The following is a 22,045-nucleotide window of genomic DNA, read 5'->3' as shown; positions in this document are numbered from 1 at the left end:
AGGCTTTGCCAGACGCAATGTTGAATGCCGTGCGGCCCCGGTGTGAAGTGGTCCAATGACAGCGGACACCCCAGTTAAGCCACACTAGATGGGTAACTGGAGGTGAATGTGAGCAAGCAGAGACGAGCGCGATACAGCCGGGAGTTCAAGGCCAACGCGATTGCGATGGTCGAGAGCCAGGACTATGGCTGTACGGAGGCGGCCCGGCGGCTCGGGATCAACCGGAGCATGCTGTCCCGCTGGCAGCGTGAGGCGCGGCGCAAGGCGGCCGGCGAAGCCGTTACTGAGCCGGCCTCGAACGGTCAGGAACAGGAGCTGCGGCGGCTGCGCGAGGAGAATCGGCGGCTTCGGGAAGAGCGCGCCATCCTAAAAAAGGCGGCGGCCTTCTTCGCCAACGAGTCGGGCTGAGATATCGGTTCATCGAGGCGGAGAAGGCGAACCATGCGGTGACCCTGCTGTGTCGGACGCTGCGGGTCTCCCGGAGTGGGTTCTACCAATGGCGCCAGCGCGGGGACGCGGCCGATCCGGTACAGGCCGAGCTGCTGTGGCATGTGCGTTCGGTGGACCAGCACTTACGCCACCGGGCGGGGAGCCGTCGGATGGCATATGAGCTGCGCCAACGGGACTTTGCCGTGGGACGACACCGGGCCCGCAGCCTGATGCGGGAAGCTGGTATCGAGTGTCAGCAGCGCCGTCGGCGGTGGATCTCGACGACGGACAGTCAGCACCGCCTGCCGGTGGCCCCGAACGTCCTGCGGCGCCAGTTCCGGGCCGAGAGGCCCAACGAAGTCTGGGTGGCCGATATCACGGCGCTGTGGACCTTCGAAGGCTGGGTCTATCTGGCGGCGATCCTGGACCTGTATGACCACCAGGTCATCGGTTATGCCCTGGCCGACGGCATGCCGGTGGAGCTGACCCTGGAGGCGCTGGAGATGGCGGTCCGGCACCGGCGACCGGCGCCGGGGCTCATCCATCACTCGGATCAGGGTAGCCAGTATGCCGCCACGCGCTACCAGGAACGGCTGGATGCGTTGGGCTTCGTGCCCTCCATGAGCCGCAAGGGCAACTGCTGGGACAACGCGGTGATGGAGCGCTTCTTCGGCGCGCTGAAAAGCGAATGGACCGACGCCCGGACCTACCGTACCCGCGAGGCCGCCCGACTGGATGTCGTGGAGTACATCGAAATGCAGTACAACAGCGTCCGACCCCACACGGCCCTGGGCCAACTCACCCCGCGGGAGTGGGCGAAGGCTGTTGCTTAGAATGGGTGTCCGTTCTCACTTGACCAGAATAGTGTGGCGCGTCCCGGCATCGACGGTCTGTGATGATCCAACGCCGCGGCACGGACATCTCGATTGTCATGTTGGCAAGGAGCGTGTGGGAGCAGAGGATGCCGGAGTGCCCTTGCAAAGATCGTCGTTTGGACCGGCTTACGCGATCCAACGCGCCAGAATTTCCTTGAGTTGCTGGCGGTTGTAGGGTTTGGGCAGGATATCGTCCATCCCGGCCGCCAGGCACTCGTCGCGATCATCGTTCATCACAGCCGCTGTGAGCGCAACGATCACCGGACGCGGTCGGTGTGGCTGTTCCTGTAGCGTTCCGCGGATCTCGCGCGTTGCCTGGAAGCCGTCTTTTACCGGCATGCGACAGTCCATCAGGATCAGGTCGTAGTCCTGGAGTGCGATCCGCTCGCAGGCCTGCTGTCCGTCCGTGGCCACGGATACGTCGTATCCGAGCTGACGCAGGGTATCTTCGGCGGCTTCGCGTACGTCGACATCGTCGTCGACCAGAAGAATGCGGGTGTCATCCGGCGTCGTGACGGCCTGCGTGTGCGGGCGGGAGGGTGCCGGAGAGGCTGGCTCGGAATCGCCCACGGGTTTTAGTGGCAGGTCGAAATGGAACGTGCTCCCGCGTCCCGGGGTGCTGTCGAAGTCGAGGACACCACCCATCGCTCTGACCAGGCCGTCCACGATTGCGAGCCCCAGTCCGATTCCCTCCTTTGGCTTCTGGCGATTTTTGTGAGCCTGGTAGAACGGTTCGAAAAGCCGTTCCTGATCGCTTTGAGGGATGCCTTCGCCGGTGTCACTGACTTTGATTTGCAGCCTTCCGGAAGCGTGGTCGTGCATGGTTATTCCGGTCGCGGCCGCATTCAGGGAAATAGTGCCGTCGCGGGTAAACTTGAGCGCATTTCCGAGCAGGTTCCACAGGATTTGTCTGAAGCGACGCTGATCGAGGTAGATAGAATCCGGCAGTTCGGGGTCGATCTCGACCAAGAGCTGATTGCCTTTGTCACCGGCCATTGCCGCCATCTGGTCGACAAGCTCTCGCAGCAGGGTCGGCAAATGGGCGGGGGACTCCTGCAGCTCGATCGTATCGTTCTCGATCGCGCTGATGTCGAGAAGATCGTTGACGATCTGGTTCAGATGGTTAGTGGCGCGCAGCAGTGTGTCCACACGCGCGCGCTGGTTGGCATCGAGCTGCGTATCCGCCAGAAGTTCCAGGGTTGGAAGGGCACTGCTCAGGGGGGTTCGCAGCTCATGGCTGACCACAGCAAGAAACCGCGATTTTGCGTGATTTGCCTTCTCGGCTTTTTTGGCCAGAGACAACGCGGAGCGAGACTCCGCGCGCAGCTGGAGTTCGAGCGCCTGTAATCGGGATTGTTGATCCAGACGAAGTTTCGCACTGGTGAACAGATTGGCAATCAGTCTCAGGAAGTTCTCGTCGGGCCGCTGTCCGTTATAGGCTGGCGAGCGCCAGTTGAGCGTCACAAAACCCAGCGTTCCGACTGCGCTGGCGAGCGGGATGGTGACATGTGAGCGAATGCCGCGGTTGGCAAGAGCGGTGTAGGGTGAGTCCAGCCCGGATTCAGACGCGATATGTTCCGCATACCTGGGGCCGGTCGGGTCCTGATCCGTTGCCGGGATGATGACGGGCAATCGACGAGCGTCGTGTCGCTCGGTTCGTGAGCGGTCCGCCGTGCTCCAGTGAACAGCGGGCGTGCAGAGTGTGGGGGCGTCAGCGTTCAGGCAGAGGGTGGCTTCATCCGCCCGCAGGGCAAGGGCCACCGCATAAAAGCTGTCCTCAAGAACGCCTTCCAGGGCATCCTGGGGTGCCCGGGCGAGTTCCAGTGACCAGCGAATCAGAAGGGATTCCTGTGCCTGGCGCCGGGCCAGTTGTTCGTTCTTCCGACATGCCATGCATGCGTCACTCAGGCGCGTGGCGATGGTGCGAAACGACTCCCAGAAGGAGTCTGGCAGGGATTGCGGCGAGTCACCGATGACGATGGCACCGAACTCCGGAAGCTCGAACACGATGAACTGGCCGTCGCCATTCACTTTGCAAAAGGACGGTGGCTGCAGGGGCGTCGAAGGCTCGAAGTGATACTGGAGCTGGGGCGAACGGAGCACCGCGCGCCACCGTTTTTTGTGCTCAAGCCCGCGCGGCATGGAACGGACGGGGGTCCATTGCACTGCGTCCGCCTGTGCTGAAGGGCTGCGCTCGAGGACGATTGCACCCGAGATATTGACCGTGCGAACCAGTTTGATCAGCGCGTGGCCCAGCATCTCGCCCAGGTCAAGGCTGCGGCCGACCGCGAGCGATATTTGCAACAAGGCATGCGCTTCGGTCTCGCGTTCAATCATCTTTGGCCACCTTTGCCGGTGCCAAACGCTGCGAGAAGTAACCGAGGGTGATGGTCTTGTTGAGAAACTCGGGAAAGCCGACGCCCGCGTATGCGAGTTCTCCACCCGTGATCGCCCCAAAGGCAGTGGGATGGTCCGAGAGCACATCCATCTCACGTGGATACTGCTCACCGAGGATCTGGGTCCGACTGATGCAGTCGAAAATCATCATCGTTCCGGGGGTATCGGTACAGGCGTCCTCGATATCCGATACGGCATCCTTCGCGGCGCCCACCAGACTGTCGCGATCCCCGGTAAAAACCTGAACATAGGATCCCGTCGGGATCTCCGCGAGTACGCGCAACCCCCCGTGCTCGGTCGCTGCAATAGGGTCGCGTATGAGTGGCTCGCGGCCGAGGACGCATACCCCCAGCGGGTAATGTCCCGCGCGTTCGGCAACCTGGTCCGGCAAGATGCGGGCCCCGGCCTGGTCGGCGACCACGCGACTGTAGGTCGGAAAAGCCGGGCTGGATTCGATGGTTTCGATGACGTCGCCCTGGGCGGCTGTCACCCGCAGGCTGGGGGAGATGGGGTAGAACCCGTGGCGGGTGGCTGTCGCGAGGCGCAGCCCCAGCGTGGCCGCAACGACCACGTGGCGATGGGTGCCGGTGTTGGTGTAGACCGCGTTCTTGGCTCCGGCAGTGGGTATTCCGGCTGCCGCCCCGATGGCGTGAAGGTCAGCACCGTGTCGCTCGAAGTAGGTCTCGAGAAATCCATTGAGATGATTGGAATAGACGTCGGTCAGCAGGATCTGGGCGCCTGTCTCGGAGGCCTCGCCGATTGATGGATGCGGGGCCTGGTCGGCGTATCGGTCGGTTGTGTGCGACGCCGCGTTACCCAGTGGATAGAGCTCGACCCGCGGCGTAACCGGTAGCCGAACGACCAGAGCCCCGGTGTGGTGCACCGACGCCGACCAAATCAAGGCGGGAAAAGCAGCGCCCAGGAGCGGGACCCGAAGCGATTGCAGGAGGTCATCCATATCCTCCGGCAGGTAATCGTTACCCTGCGCGGTCATGATGAGCAACCCGGCGGGCGGTTGACCCGCGAGGGCGGTCCGGACGGTATCGCGCAGCGCGTCCAGGGTGTGGCCTGCGGTGGTAAAGGTGCTCAAGGTGGCGGTCATTACGGGGTACCCGCTTGCTCCGGATCGCCGGTGTTCGGATCACCATCGTTGGCGATCGAGTGGCACGGCAGGGCGACCGTGATTCGCACTCCCTGATCGGTGTTCCGGAGATCCATCTGGCCCCCGAGGTCATGTACGACGCCGAAGGCCAGGGTAAGACCCAGACCCGTTGCGTGCGTCTCGCCCTTGGTTGTGTAGAATGGTTCGAATACGTGCTCGAGGTGCTCTTCGGGGATACCGCCGCCGTTATCCTCGACCTCCAGAATAGTCGTCCGCCGTTCGTCATCGATACACGTCCGGATCCGTATGAGCCCCTCGAAAAAGCCGAGCTCATCGTCGCGGCGGCGCTGCTGGCGGGCGTCGATTGCATCCCGTGCGTTTGTCAGTAGGTTGGCCAGCGTCTGCTCGAGATCGGTGCGTTTGGCGTCAACGATACCTCGAGGTTGCTGATGATCCACGACGATTTCAATTCCTCGGGCCTTGATCTGCTGACCGATCAGCCTGAGCACGTGATCGACGACGGAATCGATCGCAACCTGCCGTGCCTCACTCTTCTGACTGCGTCCGAACACGCGCATGTCGTTGATGATTGCGGCGGCGCGCTCCGCTTGTTGGGCGATGCGGTCGAGCCGGGCGCGCACGTAGTCGACGGTTTCGGCGGGCATCTCGGGAGAAAGCGATTCGCGCGCGTTGTCGGATGCAAGCTGGATGACCTGTAACGGCTGGTTGAGTTCGTGCGCCATTCCCGTGGCCATCTCGCCCAGGGTGGCCATCTTGGCGTTCCTGACCAGTTGCTCCTGGGTGGCCTTGATCCGTGAAATGTCCACAGTCAGGCCAATCACTTCGTCCTCGCCGTCTTCGAGATCGTCCAGGCGCGAGGCCTCTTCATAGACCCAGGTGTAGTGGCCCGTTGGGTCGCCCAGGCGGTATTCGCAGGAGGCGTACCCTTCATTGTAAAGGCGGCCAATCATCGCGCGGGCCGCGGCCTGATCCCCGGGGTGGACCATTTCCAGCCAGCTGTCGGTGTCGGGAAAGTCGCTGTGCCCCGTGAGCCGGCGAGCGGAGGGGCTGACGAAGGTCAGGTCGATCGTACGCTCAGAGCCGAACCGGCCGGCCCAGATGATCACCGGGGCATTCCGTACCAGGCGAACCAACCGCCGGGCATCACGCTGTGAGCGCTGAGTCGTTCTCTGGATTTTGCGCGACATTCGCCGCAGGTACTGGTTCAGCAAATGCGTTTCTATGAATCGCGACGGAATGCCTGGAATCACCTGATTTCCATCGAGGCCCAGGACCGCGTCGATGTGGGGCTGGATTTCCTGTCGGAATGCGCGCTTTATCCCAAGAATCAGAGCGAAGCCGGCCGCCAGTATGACCATCAGGATCGTCAGCTGGGTCAGTAGCGAGTCGCGGTAGGATGCGACGGCCGCGGCCGGAGTCAACGTCGCGGTGAGCAGGCTGCCCGGGATCGCGGTCGAGGGCCGCGCCAGCCAGAGCGTCAATCCGGACCACTGGTGCATGGCGCTTTCGCCGGGGCGGTCGTCCGGCCATTGGTAGACGGGTTCCTGGTGGGTGACGATGCGGCTCCACAGACTCGAATCCCTTGAATCCATGACTTCGGTGGCCTCGTTGTTTCCGAGGAGATAGACACTTGTGCCGTCGTGTTTTCGAAGCGCGAGCTCGGTGTTGTCCTTGACCGGGGGCGCCACGGTATTGCGCCGGAATAACTCGGCGGGCGTGGCGTGGGTGAAGGCAACCCGCTGTCCATCGGTCTTGAAATCAAGGGTGCGCCAGACGATCAGTCGCGCGTCTGCGTCAGGAGCTGCGATATGTAGTCGGACGCCGGTGGGCTTTTCGTGGGCCCAGTTGCAGATCGCCTGTTCAAGCGCCGTATCGGAAGCTTGCTGAGAGCTTGGTGGGCGAGCTGCACCGGAGCCGTCATCGGCTGGGCAGAGCAGCGTTTGTGGTGCCGGGGCGCCGCGTGCACGGGCCGGATCGGGGTTTAGGGAGGACAGATCCGGGTTGGGCATGCTGGTAACTTGGAGGTGCAACTCCGAGATCTCTCTCTGGGCGGCGGTTTGCACGTGGTGTTCGAGCATATCAAGACCGTGCGCGAGGTTCTGATACAGGGTTTCCTGAACCGTCTTGCGCAGCTGATGGCCCTGAAGAACCGCGAGCAACGTAATGGGGATAACGAACAGGATAACCAGCACATTGATCAGTACGTGATGCATGGAGTACACGGCTGTGCGCGCCTGACGGTCCACAATGTGAGTGCCGCTACCGGACGCGAACACGAGCAAAGCGGCGATCGAGGCCGCGAGCATGCCGTTGATTGCCTGTTTAATCACGATCAGCGCGATCGAGATCAGGTCGAGCTGGATCAGCAGTGTATTCAGGACCAGCCAGGTGGGCGTCCCCATAACAACCCAGAAGATTGCGACCCAGAAGGCGAGCGGGATCGCTGGATAGCGCCGGGCCAGTAGGCCGACGATCAGTACCTCCAGTGAGATGACCATCGCGGGCCAGGGGACTCCCCAATGCCAGTAGCTAGGGATTACGCTGACGGCAACAACGAACAGTGCCCAGGCTGGGCCGAGCAGCAGCAATGCGATATACGCGAAAACGAGGCCGGGCAGCAGATCGAGACCGTAGCCAAGCGGAATGGGCAACCAGTTGATCAGGTGGCCGGCTAAAGCCAGGCCAGCCGCAACTGCCAGGTGGTGGTATCGGCCGAGCCGGACGTCCGATTGCGCCATTAGTTGGTGTCCTTACGCAGACGCGGTTGACGCTGCGCGCGAGTCCCGCAGCTTTGGGGTAACAACAGGCTGTAGCGACACCCCTGTCGGCATTTTGTCCGAGACGGCGGCATGGTGTTCTCGCGGGGCGGCCGCATCAACGGCGGGTGTTCGCCAGAAACCATCCAGTCGTTTGTCGGGTAGGAATTCGCTTTGGCACGGCGCGGTGTTGCGCCGGTGATCCCGGAATACCGGGAGGCAGGATCAATTCCCGATACGCGAGGTGCTGGGTCCCGGGACGGCCGGGTTGCCAAGTCGAGCCAGTGCATAATCCGCCTGCCCTAAGCGCTCAGCTGAGTTCGATACTGGGCAAGCGCCGCGTAGAACGCCTGACGGATCTGGATCGCGCTCGCGGGTTTGTCCAGATAAAGTGTCGCGCCCGCGCGTTGCGCAAAACGCTTGATTTCGGGGGATCCGTGTCCGGTCAGCACCACGACCGCAGGAGCCTGTCCGTACTCCGCCTTGAAAAGCGGGTCGAGGATTTCGAGTCCGTTCCCGTCGGGCAGGCACAGGTCGAGGAAGATGACGCCGATGGAGTCGATGTTGCGCAGGGTCCAGCGGCAATCTTCGAGAGACTCGGCCGTCCAGCATGCCTGTCCCTCCTGTTTGAGGGTGATGACAATCTCTTCACGGACTTCTTGATCGTCTTCGACAATCAGACACCAGGGCTGCGAGGGATCGCTGCGATGCGATGCGGTCAATTCGGTGGCGCCCGGCTGCTCCGGTGATGCGGCTTCATCCCACAGGCTGTTCAGGAGTGCCAACTCGTCCTGCGAGAGTACCGGATCGTGGGCCGCACGGGACGATCCGTTATTGATGGTGATAGTTCGCAGGTTGGCGATTTCGTCGCGTTTCAGCGGCAGGCTGGATGCATCCTCGGCAGGCATCGGTCGACCGAAGAGATACCCCTGCCCGACATTAAAACCGTCGCGGATGGCGAGCTCCAGGAGGGCGGAATCCTCGACCCCTTCCACGACCGTACGGATATTCCGCTGACGACAGAGGCGGGCAATATCGCCGAGAAGGTGATGGTTACGCCCTTCGTCCTCACCATGAAGCAGGAACCACGCATCAATCTTGACCTCGGTGAATGGCAGCTGGGCCAGGCGGTCCAGATTCGAGGCGCCGCTTCCAAAGTCGTCCAGGGACAGTTCAAAGCCGGAAATGCGGGCCTTGGATAGGCCCATACGCTGTTCGGGGGTCAGATTGAGGCGCGTTTCGGTCAACTCGAGTACAAGACGGTCGTGCGGAAATGCGCGGTCGCGGCACCAGCGAATCAGCTCTCCCGGGAAGCGGGGGTCGGCAAAGATTTCCGCGGGCAGGTTGATGCTGAGGCGGGTATGCGGGTCGCCGTGGTTCACGCGCGTGAAGAGATCGAGCGACTGACATGCGATTGACTCGAAGATCGACCAGGCGAAACGTTCGGAATCAAGATAGACCGCAAAGGCGGCCGGACCGACGGGTTCGGGGCGGTCTGGCGGGAGGTAGCGCGCCAGCGCCTCGAAACCGCTCAATGTTCCGTCCACAAGGTCATACTGAGGCTGAAAGAAGGGTACCAACCAGCCTTGTTCCAGGGCGCGCTCCATGGCTGCCATGGACATGGGCTCTACTGGTGGGGGCTCGACATGTTCCGGAAGCGGCCGCTGCGAAACCGAGTCAAGCAGTTGCGCAAGCTGCTGCCGTCCGAGGGGTTTGGCCAGGTGTCCGGCAACCGGCAGCCGTGCGCGCCGCGCGGCATCCTCGGCGCTGACCAGAATATCGGGGTCCAGGCCGGATACGAAGGCAACCGGGGGTGGCACGCGGGGCAGAGCCGCTACCCTGGGTAGCAGGTCCAGACCGTTTTCGTTCCCGAGGCGGAGATCGAGCAGTACAAGGTCGATTCGGGTCCGCTTAAGGAGGCGGGTGGCCGCGCTGAGGTCATTCGCTGCATAACTTTTGACCCCAAGCCGCACGAGGGTGGCCATGATTTCCTCGGTGGTCTCCGTCGAGTCATCCACGACGAGTACGTGTTCGATCACTAGTTTGTCTCCATCCATATCTCCGAGGCCCCTAGCGGGATCGGGACGCTCGCGAGATGCGGGCCACCTCCAGCATGAACGGCTGGGTAGGCCCACCACTGTTGCAGGACCCGCCTTGTCTCGGAAGACTGTCGGGTACGCATGCGGGCGCGTACGCAGACCGTGGGGCCCTTGATCACCCTGAACCTGTTCGCAGTCTATCGTTGCGCTGGCGCGAAGTACGATGGGGTATTTCCTGAATGGTTCCAATATGGAAGGAGTGTTCGAACGGCCGAGACCCTCACGGAAGTGTCGCCAGGACTCACCTTTACAACCGCGCGGCCGAATTTGCGGCCTTCGTTCATTGCTGCAGGTCGGTTTCTGGGTCTGCCCGCATGGCGTTGGGCCGCAACTTGCCTTAGGCGCCACAACACAGAGGTTATATGCAACCCTTCCATTCTGAGAGCGATACTTCTGAAAGCGAGAGGAATGCGTGGTTTTCTCGAGCTATGAGCCTCGATGACGCACAAGGGAGCAATAGACGTGGACGTTGACAACCCCGACGGTGAAGCGCTCCGCAAGGTCATTTCGTCCGCAACCCGGCAGCCCGAAGTCCTGGTTGTCGACGACGATGCGACGGTACTCGACGAGATCCTCGCCACGCTGGGTTCCGACGGGATCGAGTGTATTGGGGCGGAGAATGGTCGTCAGGCGCTCTCGTTCCTGCGGGGATATCCGTCGCTGCTTGCGGTGCTTGTGGATCTTCGGATGCCGGAAATGGACGGGTTCGCCCTGATGCACGCGATACGAGATTCCATTTCGCCACACGCCGCGCCGGCGATCGTATGCGTCAGCGGCCATCTCGATATGGAGGCGACGGTATTGGCCATGCGGCATGGGGCACGGGATTGTTTGACCAAGCCCGTATCGAGGACTGACCTGTTGAATGGCGTGCATGCGGCGATGGAGAGTGCTCGCCAAGCCCGGCAGCGGGAGGGAGAGCATGATGTGATGCGGTCGCTTCTGAGCGACCTGCAGTCGAAGGTGTCCCAGGTCGCCATGCGGGTCGGGGTGACCCGCGGTAACCTCGGACCTTATTCGCACGAGGATCCCGCCCTGGGCCAGAGCCCCCCGGGCGATCCGGTCGAGGCATCCTCGCTCCTGGATCAGGTTCGCCGGTTGATCGCCGAGCGCGAACGGAGGCGGGAGTACTTCCCTGGCACTCTTTTGTCGGATCCCGCATGGGATATGCTGCTGGACCTTGCGCAGAACCAGTTATCGGGACACCTGACCTACGTATCCAGCCTGGCAGTCGGCGCGCGGGTCCCCCTGTCGACCACGTCGCGGTATCTGGACATGCTCGAAAAGGAGGAGCTAGTGGAGCGGTTTCAGGATCCTATGGACAAGCGCCGGGTCCGGGTGAATCTGACGGACTCGGGCTGGAATCGCATGCATGAGTACCTTGATGGACTCGTCTGAGGGACGGGTACCGAATATTGCATGTATGCGACTTGCCGCACCCGCCGGGTCCAACCCGATGAGCGACCGGGGATCGGCACGCGAAGTAAACACGGCACCGTGCTTCGCTAACGATCCATGCAAGATGGTTGTTGCAGTGTGGAACGATCGTGGAAGGGATTCTTGTTGTCGCGCTGAGCTGTGGCACCTAGCATTCTGCTTAGCCCTCGCGAATGGGAACCCTGCTCTGGCGTGGACGTGGCTGCCAGCCTCCGTCCGGATACTCCAAGTTCCCGTGAAAGCAAGGCTGCGGCTCGCTCCCCCTGTAGTCGTGGTCATGTGATCGTTCGCGAGGGCTTTTTTGTTTCTGGGCTTTACGCCCGATTTCCCCGTGAGACGCGCTGGCCGCGAATGCTTTCTATGCGTCCAGGGATGCGCTGATTCAACGAACGTCCGCTGCGGGCTGCGGGATTTCGTGCGCCGCGAGCCTCGTACCGGGCGATGGTTGCGCGGTTGGGGTGTGCAAACGGGGCGAACACGGCATCGTGGCGGCCGGGTTCGGCGGGGCCCGCGGCTAAGAAGCTTTCAAGTCGGAACGGCATTTTGTCGCCCGGAGCCAGCGTTTTACTGATTTGGGAGGGCCATCGAAGGGCCCGCTGGGCACGGCGTGACGAAAGTCCTTCCGCTTCGAGATCAATTGGCCGGCGGACCGACTCGTCGTAGCAAATACTCGAGGCTATGCGGTTACATGATGTTCAGGCCTCGACCATTCTGGTGCGCGAAAAGCATCGTGCCGAGGGCGCGTTGATTGACTACGGCGATGACCCGACCGCCCGTCCACAGATTCGCCGACAGCCTGTGACCTCTTTGATACTGGAAGTGCAAATTCAGGGCACTCACGTAAAACGCCCCGTGGAACAGTTCGAACAACCCGTCGACGGCTACCAACCGGGTTCCCTGGTGGACCTGTTTGCCTAATTGTGCACGCTCGCGCTCGAGACGCTTGTGCGTGCGAACAAGGCGCGGTGACTGCGGAGCCTTTGGTGCTACCGTATCGCGCTCCTTCGATACCGATCGCGACCTGAGTGTCACCCTCGAAGCTGGTTGGCGGGGCATCCCTGCCACGGCTCTCGTGTTACGGCCGCGTGGACAGGCAGGCTGCCGTCAGTCGGTAATGGGCCTGCTGGGCCTCAACATGGTGGCGAAAGGCGGCGACGGCGCCGATTTCCAGTTGCAGGCGGGCATTCCCATCCGGTCTTTCTCGCGATGGCAGGCGCACGCTAAGGATTTCGCCTGCGGCTTCCAGGCGCGTTGTCTCGGTACCATGGCGTACGATCAGCTCGGCGAGCTGCAAGCTTGCGGTATGGTGGTCCGAGGTCTGCTGCACGGCCAGCTCCAGGTCGACGCGCTGTTCCGGTGGACCCGTCAGATACAGCACTGCGTGGCCCCAGGGTCCCTGATGGACAACACCGTCGCTGCTGGTGGATATGCCATGGCGCGGATGCAGTTCGAGGAACCCCCGAGCACCTGCCAGGGTACGCACGGTTCCCAGCACGAGGCCCGTCTCGGCCTGGATTCGGATATCGGGGCAGGGGGCGTCGTTGCCTTCGACGACTCGAGGCTGGAGCAGGCCGACAAGGGCGGCGAGCAGTAAGGTCTGTCCACTTCCCCGGATTAGGTCCACGCATAACTAGAGGTTTCCGGGTGGTGTAGCTGCCGGTATTCGACCGGCGTCAGGTCCCCCAGCGACTCGTGAGGGATGGTTTCGTTGTAGTCCTGCAGCCACTGCTCGGTGTGTTCCCGGACTTCGGTCAGCGTTCGGAAGACGTAGAGATCCAGGACCCCACGGCGGTAGCTGCCGTTGAACCGTTCGATGAAGCCGTTCTGCATCGGTTTGCCCGGCTGGATGAAGCTCAGTTCCACGCCGCGCTGTTCGGCCCAGTCGGCGATCGCGGCCGAGACGAACTCGGGGCCATTGTCCAGCCGGAGCTGCTGCGGATAGCCCCGCCAGGCGGCAATACGCTCCAGCACCCGGATCACACGGGGTGCGGGCAGGTTCAGATCGATCTCCACGGCCAGCGCTTCCCGGTTGAAGTCATCCACGACGTTGAAGGTGCGGAAGCGCCGTCCGTCCCATAGCGCATCCGACATGAAGTCCGCTGACCATCCCACGTTCGGGGCTTCGGTCGACGCCAGGGGCCGTGGCTCCCGTGGTGGCAAACGGCGCTTGCCCTTGCGCCGCAGGTTCAGCTTCAGGGCGCAGTACACGCGCCAGACCCGCTTGTGGTTCCAGGGCATGCCCCGACGCCGGATCAGCTTGAACAGCTTGCCAAAGCCCCGCTCCGGATAGCGCTCCACCAGCTCCTGCAGAAGCGCGATCACCGCATCGTCCCGGTCCGGTTGCTTGCGATACCGCACCACCGACCGCGCAACCCCTGCCGCCTGACAGGCCCGGCGCTGACTCAGCCCGTGGTCCTGCGTCAACGCAGTGACCACACGGCGCTTCTCGTCCGGGCTCAGAGCTTTTTTGTGATCACGTCCTTCAGGGCCGTGTTCTCCAGGGCCAGCTCGGCATACATCCGTTTGAGCCGGTTGTTCTCGTCCTCCAGCTCCTTCAGCCGTCGGACGTCCGCAGCCTCCATGCCACCGTACTTCGACTTCCACTGGTAGTAGGTCGCTTCAGAGACCCCGATCTCCCGACACACGTCCTTCACCTTCCGGCCGCCTTCGACCTGCTTCAGCGTCTGAACAATCTGGCTTTCCGTAAACCGACTCTTGCGCATCTCGGCCTCCTTTGGCTCTAGTGTGCCCGGAGACCTCCAGTTTTCAATGGACCGAATTTACGGGAAGGCGACACACCCTTGGATCGCATCCGCTGCCATCAGTCGCGCCACGCGGTTCAGACTGGCGGTCTCGCCTGCGGCCACCAGATCTTCATGGATCCGGGGTGCGCCGAGTGAACCGCCACTGTCGGCATGAATCGTCCGGATCCGGTTGAGCACCCGTCGGTTATCCTGGTCACGCGCACTCGGCGCGCGACCGTCCCAAGCATAAAAACCGCTCGGCGAGACCTTCAGACACCGACACATCAGGCGCACCGGGTACTCGTTGCGGCAGCGCTGAATCATCTCGTACCGGGTGATGATCCCTTGGCAAAGTACGCGGCCGCGTCTCTTAAAAAATCCCGTTCCTTGGTCACCCGGGCCAGATCGCGCCTCAAACGCGCGACCTCCTCATCCCTTGGTGTCCCAGTACCGGAAAAGGCCTTGCTGGCCCCGGCTTCCGCCTCCCGAACCCAACGGGTCAGCAGGTTCGGGCCGATCCCCAGCTCCAGGGCAATCTGCCGGCAGCTTGTGCCCGATCGGCGGACCAGCTCCACCGCTTCCCGCTTGTATTCGGGGGTGTAACGTTTACGTTTCGACATGAACACTCCTTCGGCCCAGTATGGACCTTCTCGTAAGTGTCCGCGTTAACGGGGTAGAACCCGATCCCCGTTTGTATGGCTTGAGGGGATCTGGGCTTTACGTGGATAGGGTCATCGGGCGCGGCGCGGGGCGTCGTGTTTGACGAGGGGCGGAATCCAGACTTTTCGACCTCCGCATGGGGATTGCCAGTACCGGTGCATTGGCGCCTGAGGTGAGCTCTGCAAGGTCGCATCCGTTTGTGCGCTGCAGCCATCCAGGCCTCGCACAACCGTTGCCATTGGTGCGGAATAGCTGTCTCCATTGCGATAGGCCACGATGAGCGCCCACAGCGTATGATAGGCGTCTGAGTCCATCCGTTTTAGGGAAAGCAGCGGTTCCTGGAGAGCGTATTCGATGAGCTCTTCATGCGAGCGAGTGGGTACCCGTTCGGCGAATTCAGAAGCAAGGACGATCTTGCCGATGTCATGCAACAGGGCCAGGAGTATGCCGGCTTCCGTTTGTAGCGTTGGCAATGCCATGGCCCGACCCACCGCATGTACCGCTTCGGCCAGCTCGAGGCTGTGGGCGATCAGCCCGCCATTCTTGGCATGGTGGCATCGCTTGGATGCTGGGAGTGTGAGGTACTGGATGGCGAATTCCTGATCCAAGAAGGCCTCACTGACGAATTCTCGGTAGGGCTCGACAGAAAGGTTCTCGACCACATTGACCAGACGCTGCAGGCTGACAGGGTCGGGTGCGTGGTGGACGGGGAGAAGATCCAGCGGCCCCTTCTCGGGCAGTGCCGACCCGACTTCTGGATAAGCCACAACGTGTCGCTGTCCACGCTCTGTTTCGATGGTGTGGAGGGCCAGGGATCGGAACTGACCCCCTCCCAAGGGATGTCCTTCCCAGTCTCGAATCCTTGCGAAGGCCGTGAAATAACCGGTCGAATCGTAGACCCGAAGTCGGTAGTAGGGTTCTCCGCTAGGCGCTCGGCCTTCGCACTGGATTTCGACCCGTGCGGCGAAAATGACGGGCTCATAGCATGCGATGTCATCCATCCCAACCATTCGCTGCAGTTCTTGAACGTCGTTAGCCTTCATTGCGCACCTCCGTATGCTCTTCGGCGTTCCCTTGGAGAGAACGCAGGAGACGATCCATGGCGGAACCATCCTGGCGTGTCAGGTTCGGGACGTAGCGCGAATACACGCGGAACAACATCTCGGTGGTGGTATGGCCCAGTTGCCTGGCGATCCACTCCGGGTTCTCTCCAGACGCCAACCAAAGCGTGGCGGCGGTATGCCGGCACTGGTAGGGCTGGCGAGGCTCAAGCCCGAGATGGCGGAGTAATGGATACCAAACCCGCTGAGTGACGTTCTTGGTGTCCAGTGGCCGGCCGGCCTTCGTGACAAAGACGTATTCCTGTTTGCCAGTGGCTCGGAACTGTCGTTGCAGGGCCTCTGCGACCACGGAAGACATGGCGACTTCACGCTGTGAGCCGTCGTTCTTGGTGTATTCTGTCCGGCCCTGGTTGTATGTCTCGCGAATCAGAATCTGGCCCTTGTCGAAGTCCACGTACTTCCATTTCAAGCCGTGCACTTCCCCGGTTCTCAGCCCGGTGAAAAGTCGCACGATGAAGTAGTCGCGGTAGTCGTCTCGAACCGTATTGATGATCTGCTGCGTTTCCTCCCACGTGAACGGCATGATCTCCTTCCGAGGTTGCTTGAGCCGTTTCAGATTGTTCATCGGGAACGTAAACTGGAAGCGGTCAGCGGCTTCGGCCAAGACCATCGAGAGCACCCCGAGGGTGTGGTTGATGGTCTTTGGGGACAGGGTCGCGTTGCCTTTCCGGCCTGGAACTTTGGCGAGCTCGGACCGGAAGGCAAGGATGTCCGCTTTGCTGATGTCGCTGACCCTTTGATCACCGAAGTAGGGCAGCAGGTGCCGTCGCAGGGAGCCGCGGTTGGTCTCCAGCGTCTTGAAGCGCCAGGCGACCTCGTTTTCTTGCAGCCACTGTTCGGCGAAATCGCGAAACAGGGGAGTGCTCCCCGGTTGGTCGATTGCGTCGGTGGCAGTGGGTTCTGCCGCCTCCGTAGCGAACTTGGCTGCTCGGCTACTGTTCGGGAAGTATTGGCTGTACTCGAAGGTGCCAAGAGTGATCTCGGCTTCGATCTTCTTCGCGATTTTCTCCATGCTTCGCCGGTTGGCCGGAGTGTCATCCAGCTTCGTTGTTTCACGACAGCGCCGGCCTCGATAGCGAAAATCAAAGACGAGTTTTCCAGTTTCCCTTCTCCGTCGCACGTTAACCATGGCAGGTGCCCCCCGACGCCATGGGGATGGCGATTTCGTCATCGGTGGAGCCGAGCATGTCCCGTTCGATCGTTTCCCAGATGAACAGGATCTTGCGGCCGCCGAAGGGCCGGAAATAGTGGATGCCTTCAATCAGGACGCTGTCTTTGAGGCGCTCGCGGATGGTTCGCGCGTCGTAGTGGATGCGTTCGGCGAGCCCTTCGGTGGTGAGGTATGTACGTTCTTGTGCCATCTTCTGCTCCTAGTGGACAATGTTGTTTTCAGGATCGCGTAACAGCGCGCAGTAGCTGTTTTTGCCATCCTGAAAGAAATCCTAGGACGCAGAATGTCGTTCGTCAACTAAAAATACGATTCAGGATCCAATTACGTCGGGGAGAATATGATTCGTTGCCATCTATCGAGGATGATGGGCGAGCAGAAGCTGAAAATCGCTGATGTCGCTCGAGCTACTGGACTAAACCGCAACACGGTCACGCTGCTCTATCAGGAAACGGCGACGCGAGTGGAGCTCCCAGCTGTAGATGCCCTCTGCACCTACTTCAATTGCCAGGTGGGTGACCTCTTTGAGCATGTACCTGAGGATGGTGAGGCGCCGGAGTAGGGTAGGGATTTGGACACAGCGCCATGAGGTCATCCCGTTGCCTCGTCCGAGGGGCCGATCGCGCGATGCGGCACAGGTTGGTCACAGAATTGGTCACAGGACTTCTGAAGCCACAAACGAAAAAGGGACCAGCGACTGTAAGTCGCTGATCCCTTTCTCTGGAATATGGCGCGCCCGGAAGGATTCGAACCTCCGACCACCTGGTTCGTAGCCAGGTACTCTATCCAGCTGAGCTACGGGCGCATCGTCTGAAGGCGCGCATTATCGCGATTGGTCCCGGGGGATGCAAGCCATCGGGACGGATTCTTTGTTTTTCGGCCCGTCTCAGCTCCGGGGGATGGCGTGGTAGGGCGTGCTGCGTACGCGGTCGTGCTCGACCATGCGGTAGTGGACGAAGTCGTCCTTGTCGTGGAAGTGCAGGAAGGGGTTGCCGGCGTCCTGTTCTTCCAGTGTGGATTCGGCTTTGTCGGCGTAGTTGTGGCCCGGGTGGATGCAGGTATGCGCCGGTAGGCCTTCACGCAGCCCGTTCAGGGTATGGAACATCTGTTCCGGGTCGCCGCCGGCCAGGTCGCAGCGACCGCAGCCGAAGACGAACAGGGTGTCCCCGGTGATGAGGTCGTCGCCCGCGGGCATGTGAAAGCAGGCAGAGCCGGGCGTGTGGCCGGGCGTATGCAGGAAGCGGATCTCGGTATCGCCCAGGCGCATCGCATCGCCGCCGTGGTGCAGCTCCGGGCGTTCCAGTTGCTTGCCCCAAAATTCGGCCTCCGGCTTGAGCAGGTGTAGCCGGGCATTCGGGTATTGCTCCAGGATGGCCTCGACGCCGTTGATGTGATCGTGATGGCTGTGAGTCAGCAGGATGTCGGAGATCTCGACGTCGTTCTCCCGTGCCTGACGGATGATCGCCTCGGGCTCCCAGGCGGGGTCGACCACGGCGCCGCGGTGACTGGCGCGATCCTCGATCAGGTAGACGAAGTTCTCCATGGGGCCGAGTTCCTGGCGGTGGATGCGGTAGGGCAGTTGGTTCCGGTCCATCGGGCTCTCCGTGAGTCGTTGGCGCTTTGGTATGGTCTATCGGGTTCCTATCCTGTGCCGAGAAGGAGTCCGATGCCAAATTCCGAAAGTTCCCCTGCCGATTCCGCTTCCGTCGATGCGGAGGCGGACTGGGAGGCCCGCTATCAGGCGGGCTCGACCCGCTGGGATCGCGGTGGGCCCAGCCCCTCGCTGGAGCAATGGTTGCAACGCACCGCCCTGAAGCCGGGGGCCCGTATCGTGGTGCCCGGCTGCGGGTTTGGCCACGAAGTCCCGACCCTGGCGGCACGGGGCTTTCGCGTGATTGGACTGGACGTGGCGCCAACGCCCGTCGAACAGCTGCGGAGCGATCTGGACCATGCCGGCCTGGAAGCCGATGTGGTTCAGGCCGATATGCTGTCCTGGCGGCCGGAGGCACCGGTAGACGGGGTTTACGAGCAAACCTCCCTGTGTGCCCTGCCGCCCGCTCAGTGGCCGGCCTATGAACGCCAGCTGCACGCCTGGTTGCGCCCGGGCGGTGAGCTGTTTGCGTGCTTCATGCAGACCGGCCGGGAGGGTGGGCCGCCCTTCCATTGCGCGCTGCCGGCCATGTGGGAACTGTTTCCGGCGGATCGCTGGGACTGGCGTGACGAGGCGGGTCGCACCGATCACACCAACGGCAAGTACGAGCTTCTGCACCGCCTGATCCGGCGTTAGTGCAGGCGGGGCAGATTGCTTTGATCGCGGGGTATCTCCCGTCGTCCAGTGCGGGAGAGCGGGTGAAGCGCGCCAGCATGATCTAGATTTCGGTAAGGAAGGATTCACATGCCGCCCCGGCCGGCGAACCCTTCCGTCCACCCGAATCAGGAGAGCGCGATGAAAGTCTGGATGCTGGTGTTGCTGTTGATGCTGCTGCCGTTGCCTCTGGCTGCGTCGGATTCCACCGATGTGGAGGAGCTGGATCGCGAGACCCTGCAGCAGATGGTTCGACACAGCGTGGAGCTGGTGCGCATCGAGGATGGCGTAAGCATTGATGACGCTATCGAGTCGATGAAGCTGCGGGCCAACCTGCGCAATTTCCAGGAGGTCGCGGATCTGCCGCTGTCCGAGCAGGTGCGGGCGATGGGGGGCGAGGGCAACTACATGCGCATCCTGGCCTTCTGTGATGCGCTGATTGCCAATCAGATGGTGCAGCACGACATCATCTTCGCCAGCTTTCTGCCTTGCCGGATCGCCGTGGTGGAGGACGACGAGGGGCAGGGCTGGATCGTGACCACCAACATGGACATGATGCTGCACGCGACGGACCTGCCCGAGGACCTCGAGGCGACCGCGCGCGAGGTCCGCGACACGATCTACAGCATCGTCGAGGCGGGCCGTACCGGCGATTTCTGAAGCCCTGAACGAGAAAGCCCGCGGCATCCAGAGGTGTCGCGGGCTTCTGGCCTGAGCCAGCCGTCGTCTTCGCGGGTTGGGGCGGGTTAGCCGTTCGCGACCTTGCGCTTGATCATCAGCGTGCCGTCCGCGCGCGGACCGGAGGCCTTCGGGGACCCCGTGCCCTTGCCGGCGGGGCGTTTGCCCGGCGCCGCATAGGCCGGGCGCTTGCGGTTGGCCGGGGCCGGGCCGCGCTTGGCGGGTGCCGGCTTGCCCATGGGCCGCGACTTCCGGGCCGCCGGCTCGGACCGCTCATCGCGGGATTTGCCGGGCTTGCGCGCGGGGGCGGGCCGTGCGGCGTCCTGGTGGGCCGACTGGCCGGGGCGGGGCGCCTGGCGGGTCAGCTCCAGCTTGCGATTCGCGACGTGGATGTTGCCCAGGCGGCGAATGGCAGCCTCGTCCAGCGAGGCCGGTAGATCGACATGGCTGTGGTCGTCGCGCAGCCCGATGCGGCCGATGTCGCGGCCGTTCAGCCCGCCCTCATTGGCGAGTGCGCCGACGATGGCGCCCGGTGCCACACCGTTGTTGCGGCCCACGGGCATGTAGTAGCGCACCATATCCGCTTCCGGCTCGCGATCCTTGCCGCGTGAGGGGCGCTCGCCTCGGGGCTTCGCGTCGCGACGACTGTTGCCGCGGTCGGTATGGGGCGCGCGGGCGGCGGCCAGCAGCGGGTCCGTACCCTGACGGGCGTTGGCATCCAGCGGGCTGTCGGCGGTGGCGAGGGCGACCAGGGCCAGGGCCAGGTCGCGTTCGGATACCGTGCCGTCGGCCAGCAGGCGCTCGACCAGGGCGTCGTGCGCGCTGGCCTGTTCACTGCCCAGCAGGGCCTGGACTTGTTCCGCGAAACGCGCCTCGCGACGGGCCTGCACGGCCTGGCGATCGGGAAGCGCCTGCTCGCGGACCGGCTTGCCGGTCAGGCGTTCGATGTCCTTGAGCATGCGGCGCTTGCGCGGCTCCAGGAACAGGATCGCGCGGCCCTTGCGCCCGGCACGGCCGGTACGGCCAATGCGGTGCACATAGACCTCGGCATCGCCGGGGGCATCGAAGTTGAAGACGTGGCTGATGCGCGGCACATCGATGCCGCGGGCGGCGACATCGGTCGCAACGATCACGTCCAGGCGGCCGTCGCGCAGGTCGCTGACGACGCGCTCCCGTTCGCCCTGTTCCATGTCGCCATTCAGGGCCGAGGCCTTGATGCCGGCGAGGCCGAGGGCGTCGGCGATCTCCACCGTGGAGGCCTTGGTGCGGGCGAAGACCACCGCGCCATCCAGGTCTTCTTCGGTTTCCATCAGCCGGGTCAGGGCCTCCAGCTTGTGGCGGGCGTCGACCAGGCAGTAGCTCTGGTCGATATCGGTGCCGGCCTCGTTGCCGGCACCAATCTTGATCTCTTCCGGCTCGCGCATATGGCGATGCGCGATACGACGAATCGGACCCGGCATGGTGGCCGAGAACAGGGTCGTCTGACGCGCTTCCGGGGTCTGCTCCAGGATCCACTCGATCTCTTCGACAAAGCCCATGCGCAGCATCTCGTCGGCCTCGTCCAGCACCACGACCCGCAGGGCCTCCAGGCTCAGCGTGCCCCGCTTGATGTGGTCCACCACGCGGCCAGGGGTGCCGACCACGATTTGCGGGCCCTTGCGCAGGGCGCGCAGCTGCTCGCCCATCGGCTGACCGCCGTAGACGGGCAGCACGTCGATGCCGTCGAACCCGGAGGCGAATTCGGTCAGCGCGCCCGCGACCTGATTGGCCAGTTCGCGGGTCGGGGCCAGCACCAGTGCCTGGGGCACGCGCTCGCCGGCGTCAATCAGGTCGATCAGCGGCAGGCCGAAGGCGCCGGTCTTGCCAGTGCCGGTCTGGGCCTCGCCCAGGACGTCGCGGCCTTCCAGCAATGCAGGGATACAGGCGGCCTGAACCGGGGTCGGGGTGGTGAAGCCCATATTCGACAGGGCACGAACCAGCGACTCGGAAAGCCCGAGCTGGGAGAAGGAGGGGGAATCGGACATTGGGGGGTACTCACACAGGCCGGAAACAAAGGCCCGGCGAAAATCGGATGGCAACTGCCAACCCGGCATCATACACGAATCGAAGCCCTAACAAGCGAAAACTTCGGGACTTTCTTGGGGGCGTCCCTGCCTGGCAGTCGTTCCTGGGCGGGGACGAGATCGAACGTGATGCTGATCGTCCCTCGTTTGGAGGCCAGGCGCGCGGGCGGATCGAATCGTTTTGGGGCGC

At 62.7% G+C, this 22,045-nt stretch carries 16 protein-coding genes, 1 tRNA gene and 3 pseudogenes; 8 read left to right on the top strand and 12 right to left on the bottom strand.

Features of this window, described 5'->3' with window-relative positions; genetic code table 11:
• Positions 1-102 precede the first annotated feature (102 nt).
• Both D105_RS15370 and D105_RS0105610 read left to right on the top strand, forming a co-directional pair.
• Positions 103-345, top strand: a pseudogene (locus tag D105_RS15370) (transposase); the annotation flags it as partial.
• Positions 319-1,262: pseudogene (locus D105_RS0105610) on the top strand (IS3 family transposase); the annotation flags it as partial. The pseudogenes D105_RS15370 and D105_RS0105610, both read left to right, overlap by 27 nt.
• A 168-nt stretch (positions 1,263-1,430) precedes the next feature.
• On the opposite strand, the gene D105_RS0105605 reads toward D105_RS0105610, so the two are convergent.
• From D105_RS0105605 to D105_RS0105590, 4 genes are all read right to left on the bottom strand, one after another.
• Positions 1,431-3,641, bottom strand: a complete 2,211-nt coding sequence (locus tag D105_RS0105605; protein WP_018877791.1) for an ATP-binding protein — start codon at positions 3,639-3,641, stop codon at positions 1,431-1,433.
• Complete coding sequence (locus tag D105_RS0105600) at positions 3,634-4,803, bottom strand: FIST signal transduction protein (protein WP_018877790.1); 1,170 nt, start codon at positions 4,801-4,803, stop codon at positions 3,634-3,636. The genes D105_RS0105605 and D105_RS0105600 overlap by 8 nt, the downstream gene beginning before the upstream one ends.
• Complete coding sequence (locus D105_RS0105595; RefSeq protein WP_018877789.1) at positions 4,803-7,562, bottom strand: ATP-binding protein; 2,760 nt, start codon at positions 7,560-7,562, stop codon at positions 4,803-4,805. The genes D105_RS0105600 and D105_RS0105595 overlap by 1 nt, the downstream gene beginning before the upstream one ends.
• 320 nt (positions 7,563-7,882) lie before the next feature.
• The gene (locus D105_RS0105590; protein ID WP_018877788.1) at positions 7,883-9,619 is read right to left on the bottom strand and encodes an EAL domain-containing protein; all 1,737 of its coding nucleotides are present in this window, start codon (positions 9,617-9,619) and stop codon (positions 7,883-7,885) included.
• Positions 9,620-10,141: 522 nt separating this feature from the next.
• On the opposite strand from D105_RS0105590, the gene D105_RS0105585 reads away from it, so the two are divergent.
• The 3 genes from D105_RS0105585 (at position 10,142) to D105_RS0105575 (ending at position 12,710) form a co-directional block, all read left to right on the top strand.
• Entirely contained in the window at positions 10,142-11,077 is a 936-nt protein-coding gene (locus D105_RS0105585; protein WP_231366843.1) for a response regulator, read from the top strand.
• Between the two features lie 717 nt (positions 11,078-11,794).
• On the top strand, positions 11,795-12,034 hold the full coding sequence (locus D105_RS15055) for a hypothetical protein (RefSeq protein ID WP_155987695.1): 240 nt from the start codon (positions 11,795-11,797) through the stop codon (positions 12,032-12,034).
• Between the two features lie 196 nt (positions 12,035-12,230).
• Positions 12,231-12,710: a hypothetical protein gene (locus D105_RS0105575; RefSeq protein WP_018877785.1), complete on the top strand. Its 480-nt coding sequence runs from the start codon at positions 12,231-12,233 to the stop codon at positions 12,708-12,710.
• A gap of 20 nt (positions 12,711-12,730) precedes the next feature.
• On the opposite strand, the gene D105_RS0105570 is transcribed toward D105_RS0105575, so the two are convergent.
• The 5 genes and pseudogenes from D105_RS0105570 to D105_RS0105545 all read right to left on the bottom strand — a co-directional run bounded on the left by D105_RS0105570 (position 12,731) and on the right by D105_RS0105545 (position 17,002).
• Positions 12,731-13,839 (bottom strand): IS3 family transposase gene (locus tag D105_RS0105570; RefSeq protein WP_155987694.1). Its coding sequence is split into 2 segments (ribosomal slippage): positions 12,731-13,587 and positions 13,587-13,839, totalling 1,110 coding nucleotides; the frame shifts between segments, so codons are not numbered across the junction.
• A 75-nt stretch (positions 13,840-13,914) separates the two neighbouring features.
• Positions 13,915-14,480: pseudogene (locus D105_RS15245) on the bottom strand (transposase); the annotation flags it as partial.
• Between the two features lie 111 nt (positions 14,481-14,591).
• Complete coding sequence (locus D105_RS0105555; RefSeq protein WP_018877782.1) at positions 14,592-15,563, bottom strand: TraI domain-containing protein; 972 nt, start codon at positions 15,561-15,563, stop codon at positions 14,592-14,594.
• Positions 15,553-16,770: a site-specific integrase gene (locus D105_RS0105550; RefSeq protein ID WP_026280427.1), complete on the bottom strand. Its 1,218-nt coding sequence runs from the start codon at positions 16,768-16,770 to the stop codon at positions 15,553-15,555. Before D105_RS0105550 ends, D105_RS0105555 begins: the two co-directional genes overlap by 11 nt.
• Positions 16,763-17,002, bottom strand: coding sequence for a hypothetical protein (locus D105_RS0105545; RefSeq protein WP_018877780.1), 240 nt, complete (start codon positions 17,000-17,002; stop codon positions 16,763-16,765). Before D105_RS0105545 ends, D105_RS0105550 begins: the two co-directional genes overlap by 8 nt.
• 147 nt (positions 17,003-17,149) lie before the next feature.
• Between D105_RS0105545 and D105_RS14565 the strand changes: the two genes are divergently transcribed.
• The gene (locus D105_RS14565; RefSeq protein ID WP_081619277.1) at positions 17,150-17,371 is read left to right on the top strand and encodes a helix-turn-helix transcriptional regulator; all 222 of its coding nucleotides are present in this window, start codon (positions 17,150-17,152) and stop codon (positions 17,369-17,371) included.
• 166 nt (positions 17,372-17,537) lie between these two features.
• Here the strand turns inward: D105_RS14565 and D105_RS0105535 are convergent.
• Together D105_RS0105535 and D105_RS0105530 are read right to left on the bottom strand one after the other, a co-directional pair.
• Positions 17,538-17,614 (bottom strand) — tRNA-Arg (locus tag D105_RS0105535).
• A gap of 81 nt (positions 17,615-17,695) precedes the next feature.
• The gene (locus D105_RS0105530; RefSeq protein ID WP_018877778.1) at positions 17,696-18,403 is read right to left on the bottom strand and encodes an MBL fold metallo-hydrolase; all 708 of its coding nucleotides are present in this window, start codon (positions 18,401-18,403) and stop codon (positions 17,696-17,698) included.
• A gap of 72 nt (positions 18,404-18,475) precedes the next feature.
• Here D105_RS0105530 and D105_RS0105525 point away from each other — a divergent pair, with 72 nt between their 5' ends.
• Both D105_RS0105525 and D105_RS0105520 read left to right on the top strand, forming a co-directional pair.
• Positions 18,476-19,096 (top strand): methyltransferase domain-containing protein, encoded by a 621-nt coding sequence (locus tag D105_RS0105525; RefSeq protein WP_018877777.1) that lies wholly within the window; start codon positions 18,476-18,478, stop codon positions 19,094-19,096.
• 159 nt (positions 19,097-19,255) lie between these two features.
• Entirely contained in the window at positions 19,256-19,774 is a 519-nt protein-coding gene (locus D105_RS0105520) for a DUF302 domain-containing protein (RefSeq protein WP_018875348.1), read from the top strand.
• Between the two features lie 86 nt (positions 19,775-19,860).
• On the opposite strand, the gene D105_RS0105515 is transcribed toward D105_RS0105520, so the two are convergent.
• Positions 19,861-21,816: a DEAD/DEAH box helicase gene (locus tag D105_RS0105515; protein ID WP_018877776.1), complete on the bottom strand. Its 1,956-nt coding sequence runs from the start codon at positions 21,814-21,816 to the stop codon at positions 19,861-19,863.
• Between the last annotated feature and the right edge of the window lie 229 nt (positions 21,817-22,045).

Source organism: Thioalkalivibrio sp. ALE28, from assembly GCF_000377425.1.
Taxonomy (GTDB): domain Bacteria; phylum Pseudomonadota; class Gammaproteobacteria; order Ectothiorhodospirales; family Ectothiorhodospiraceae; genus Thioalkalivibrio.
This window is presented reverse-complemented; position numbering and strand designations above follow the sequence as displayed.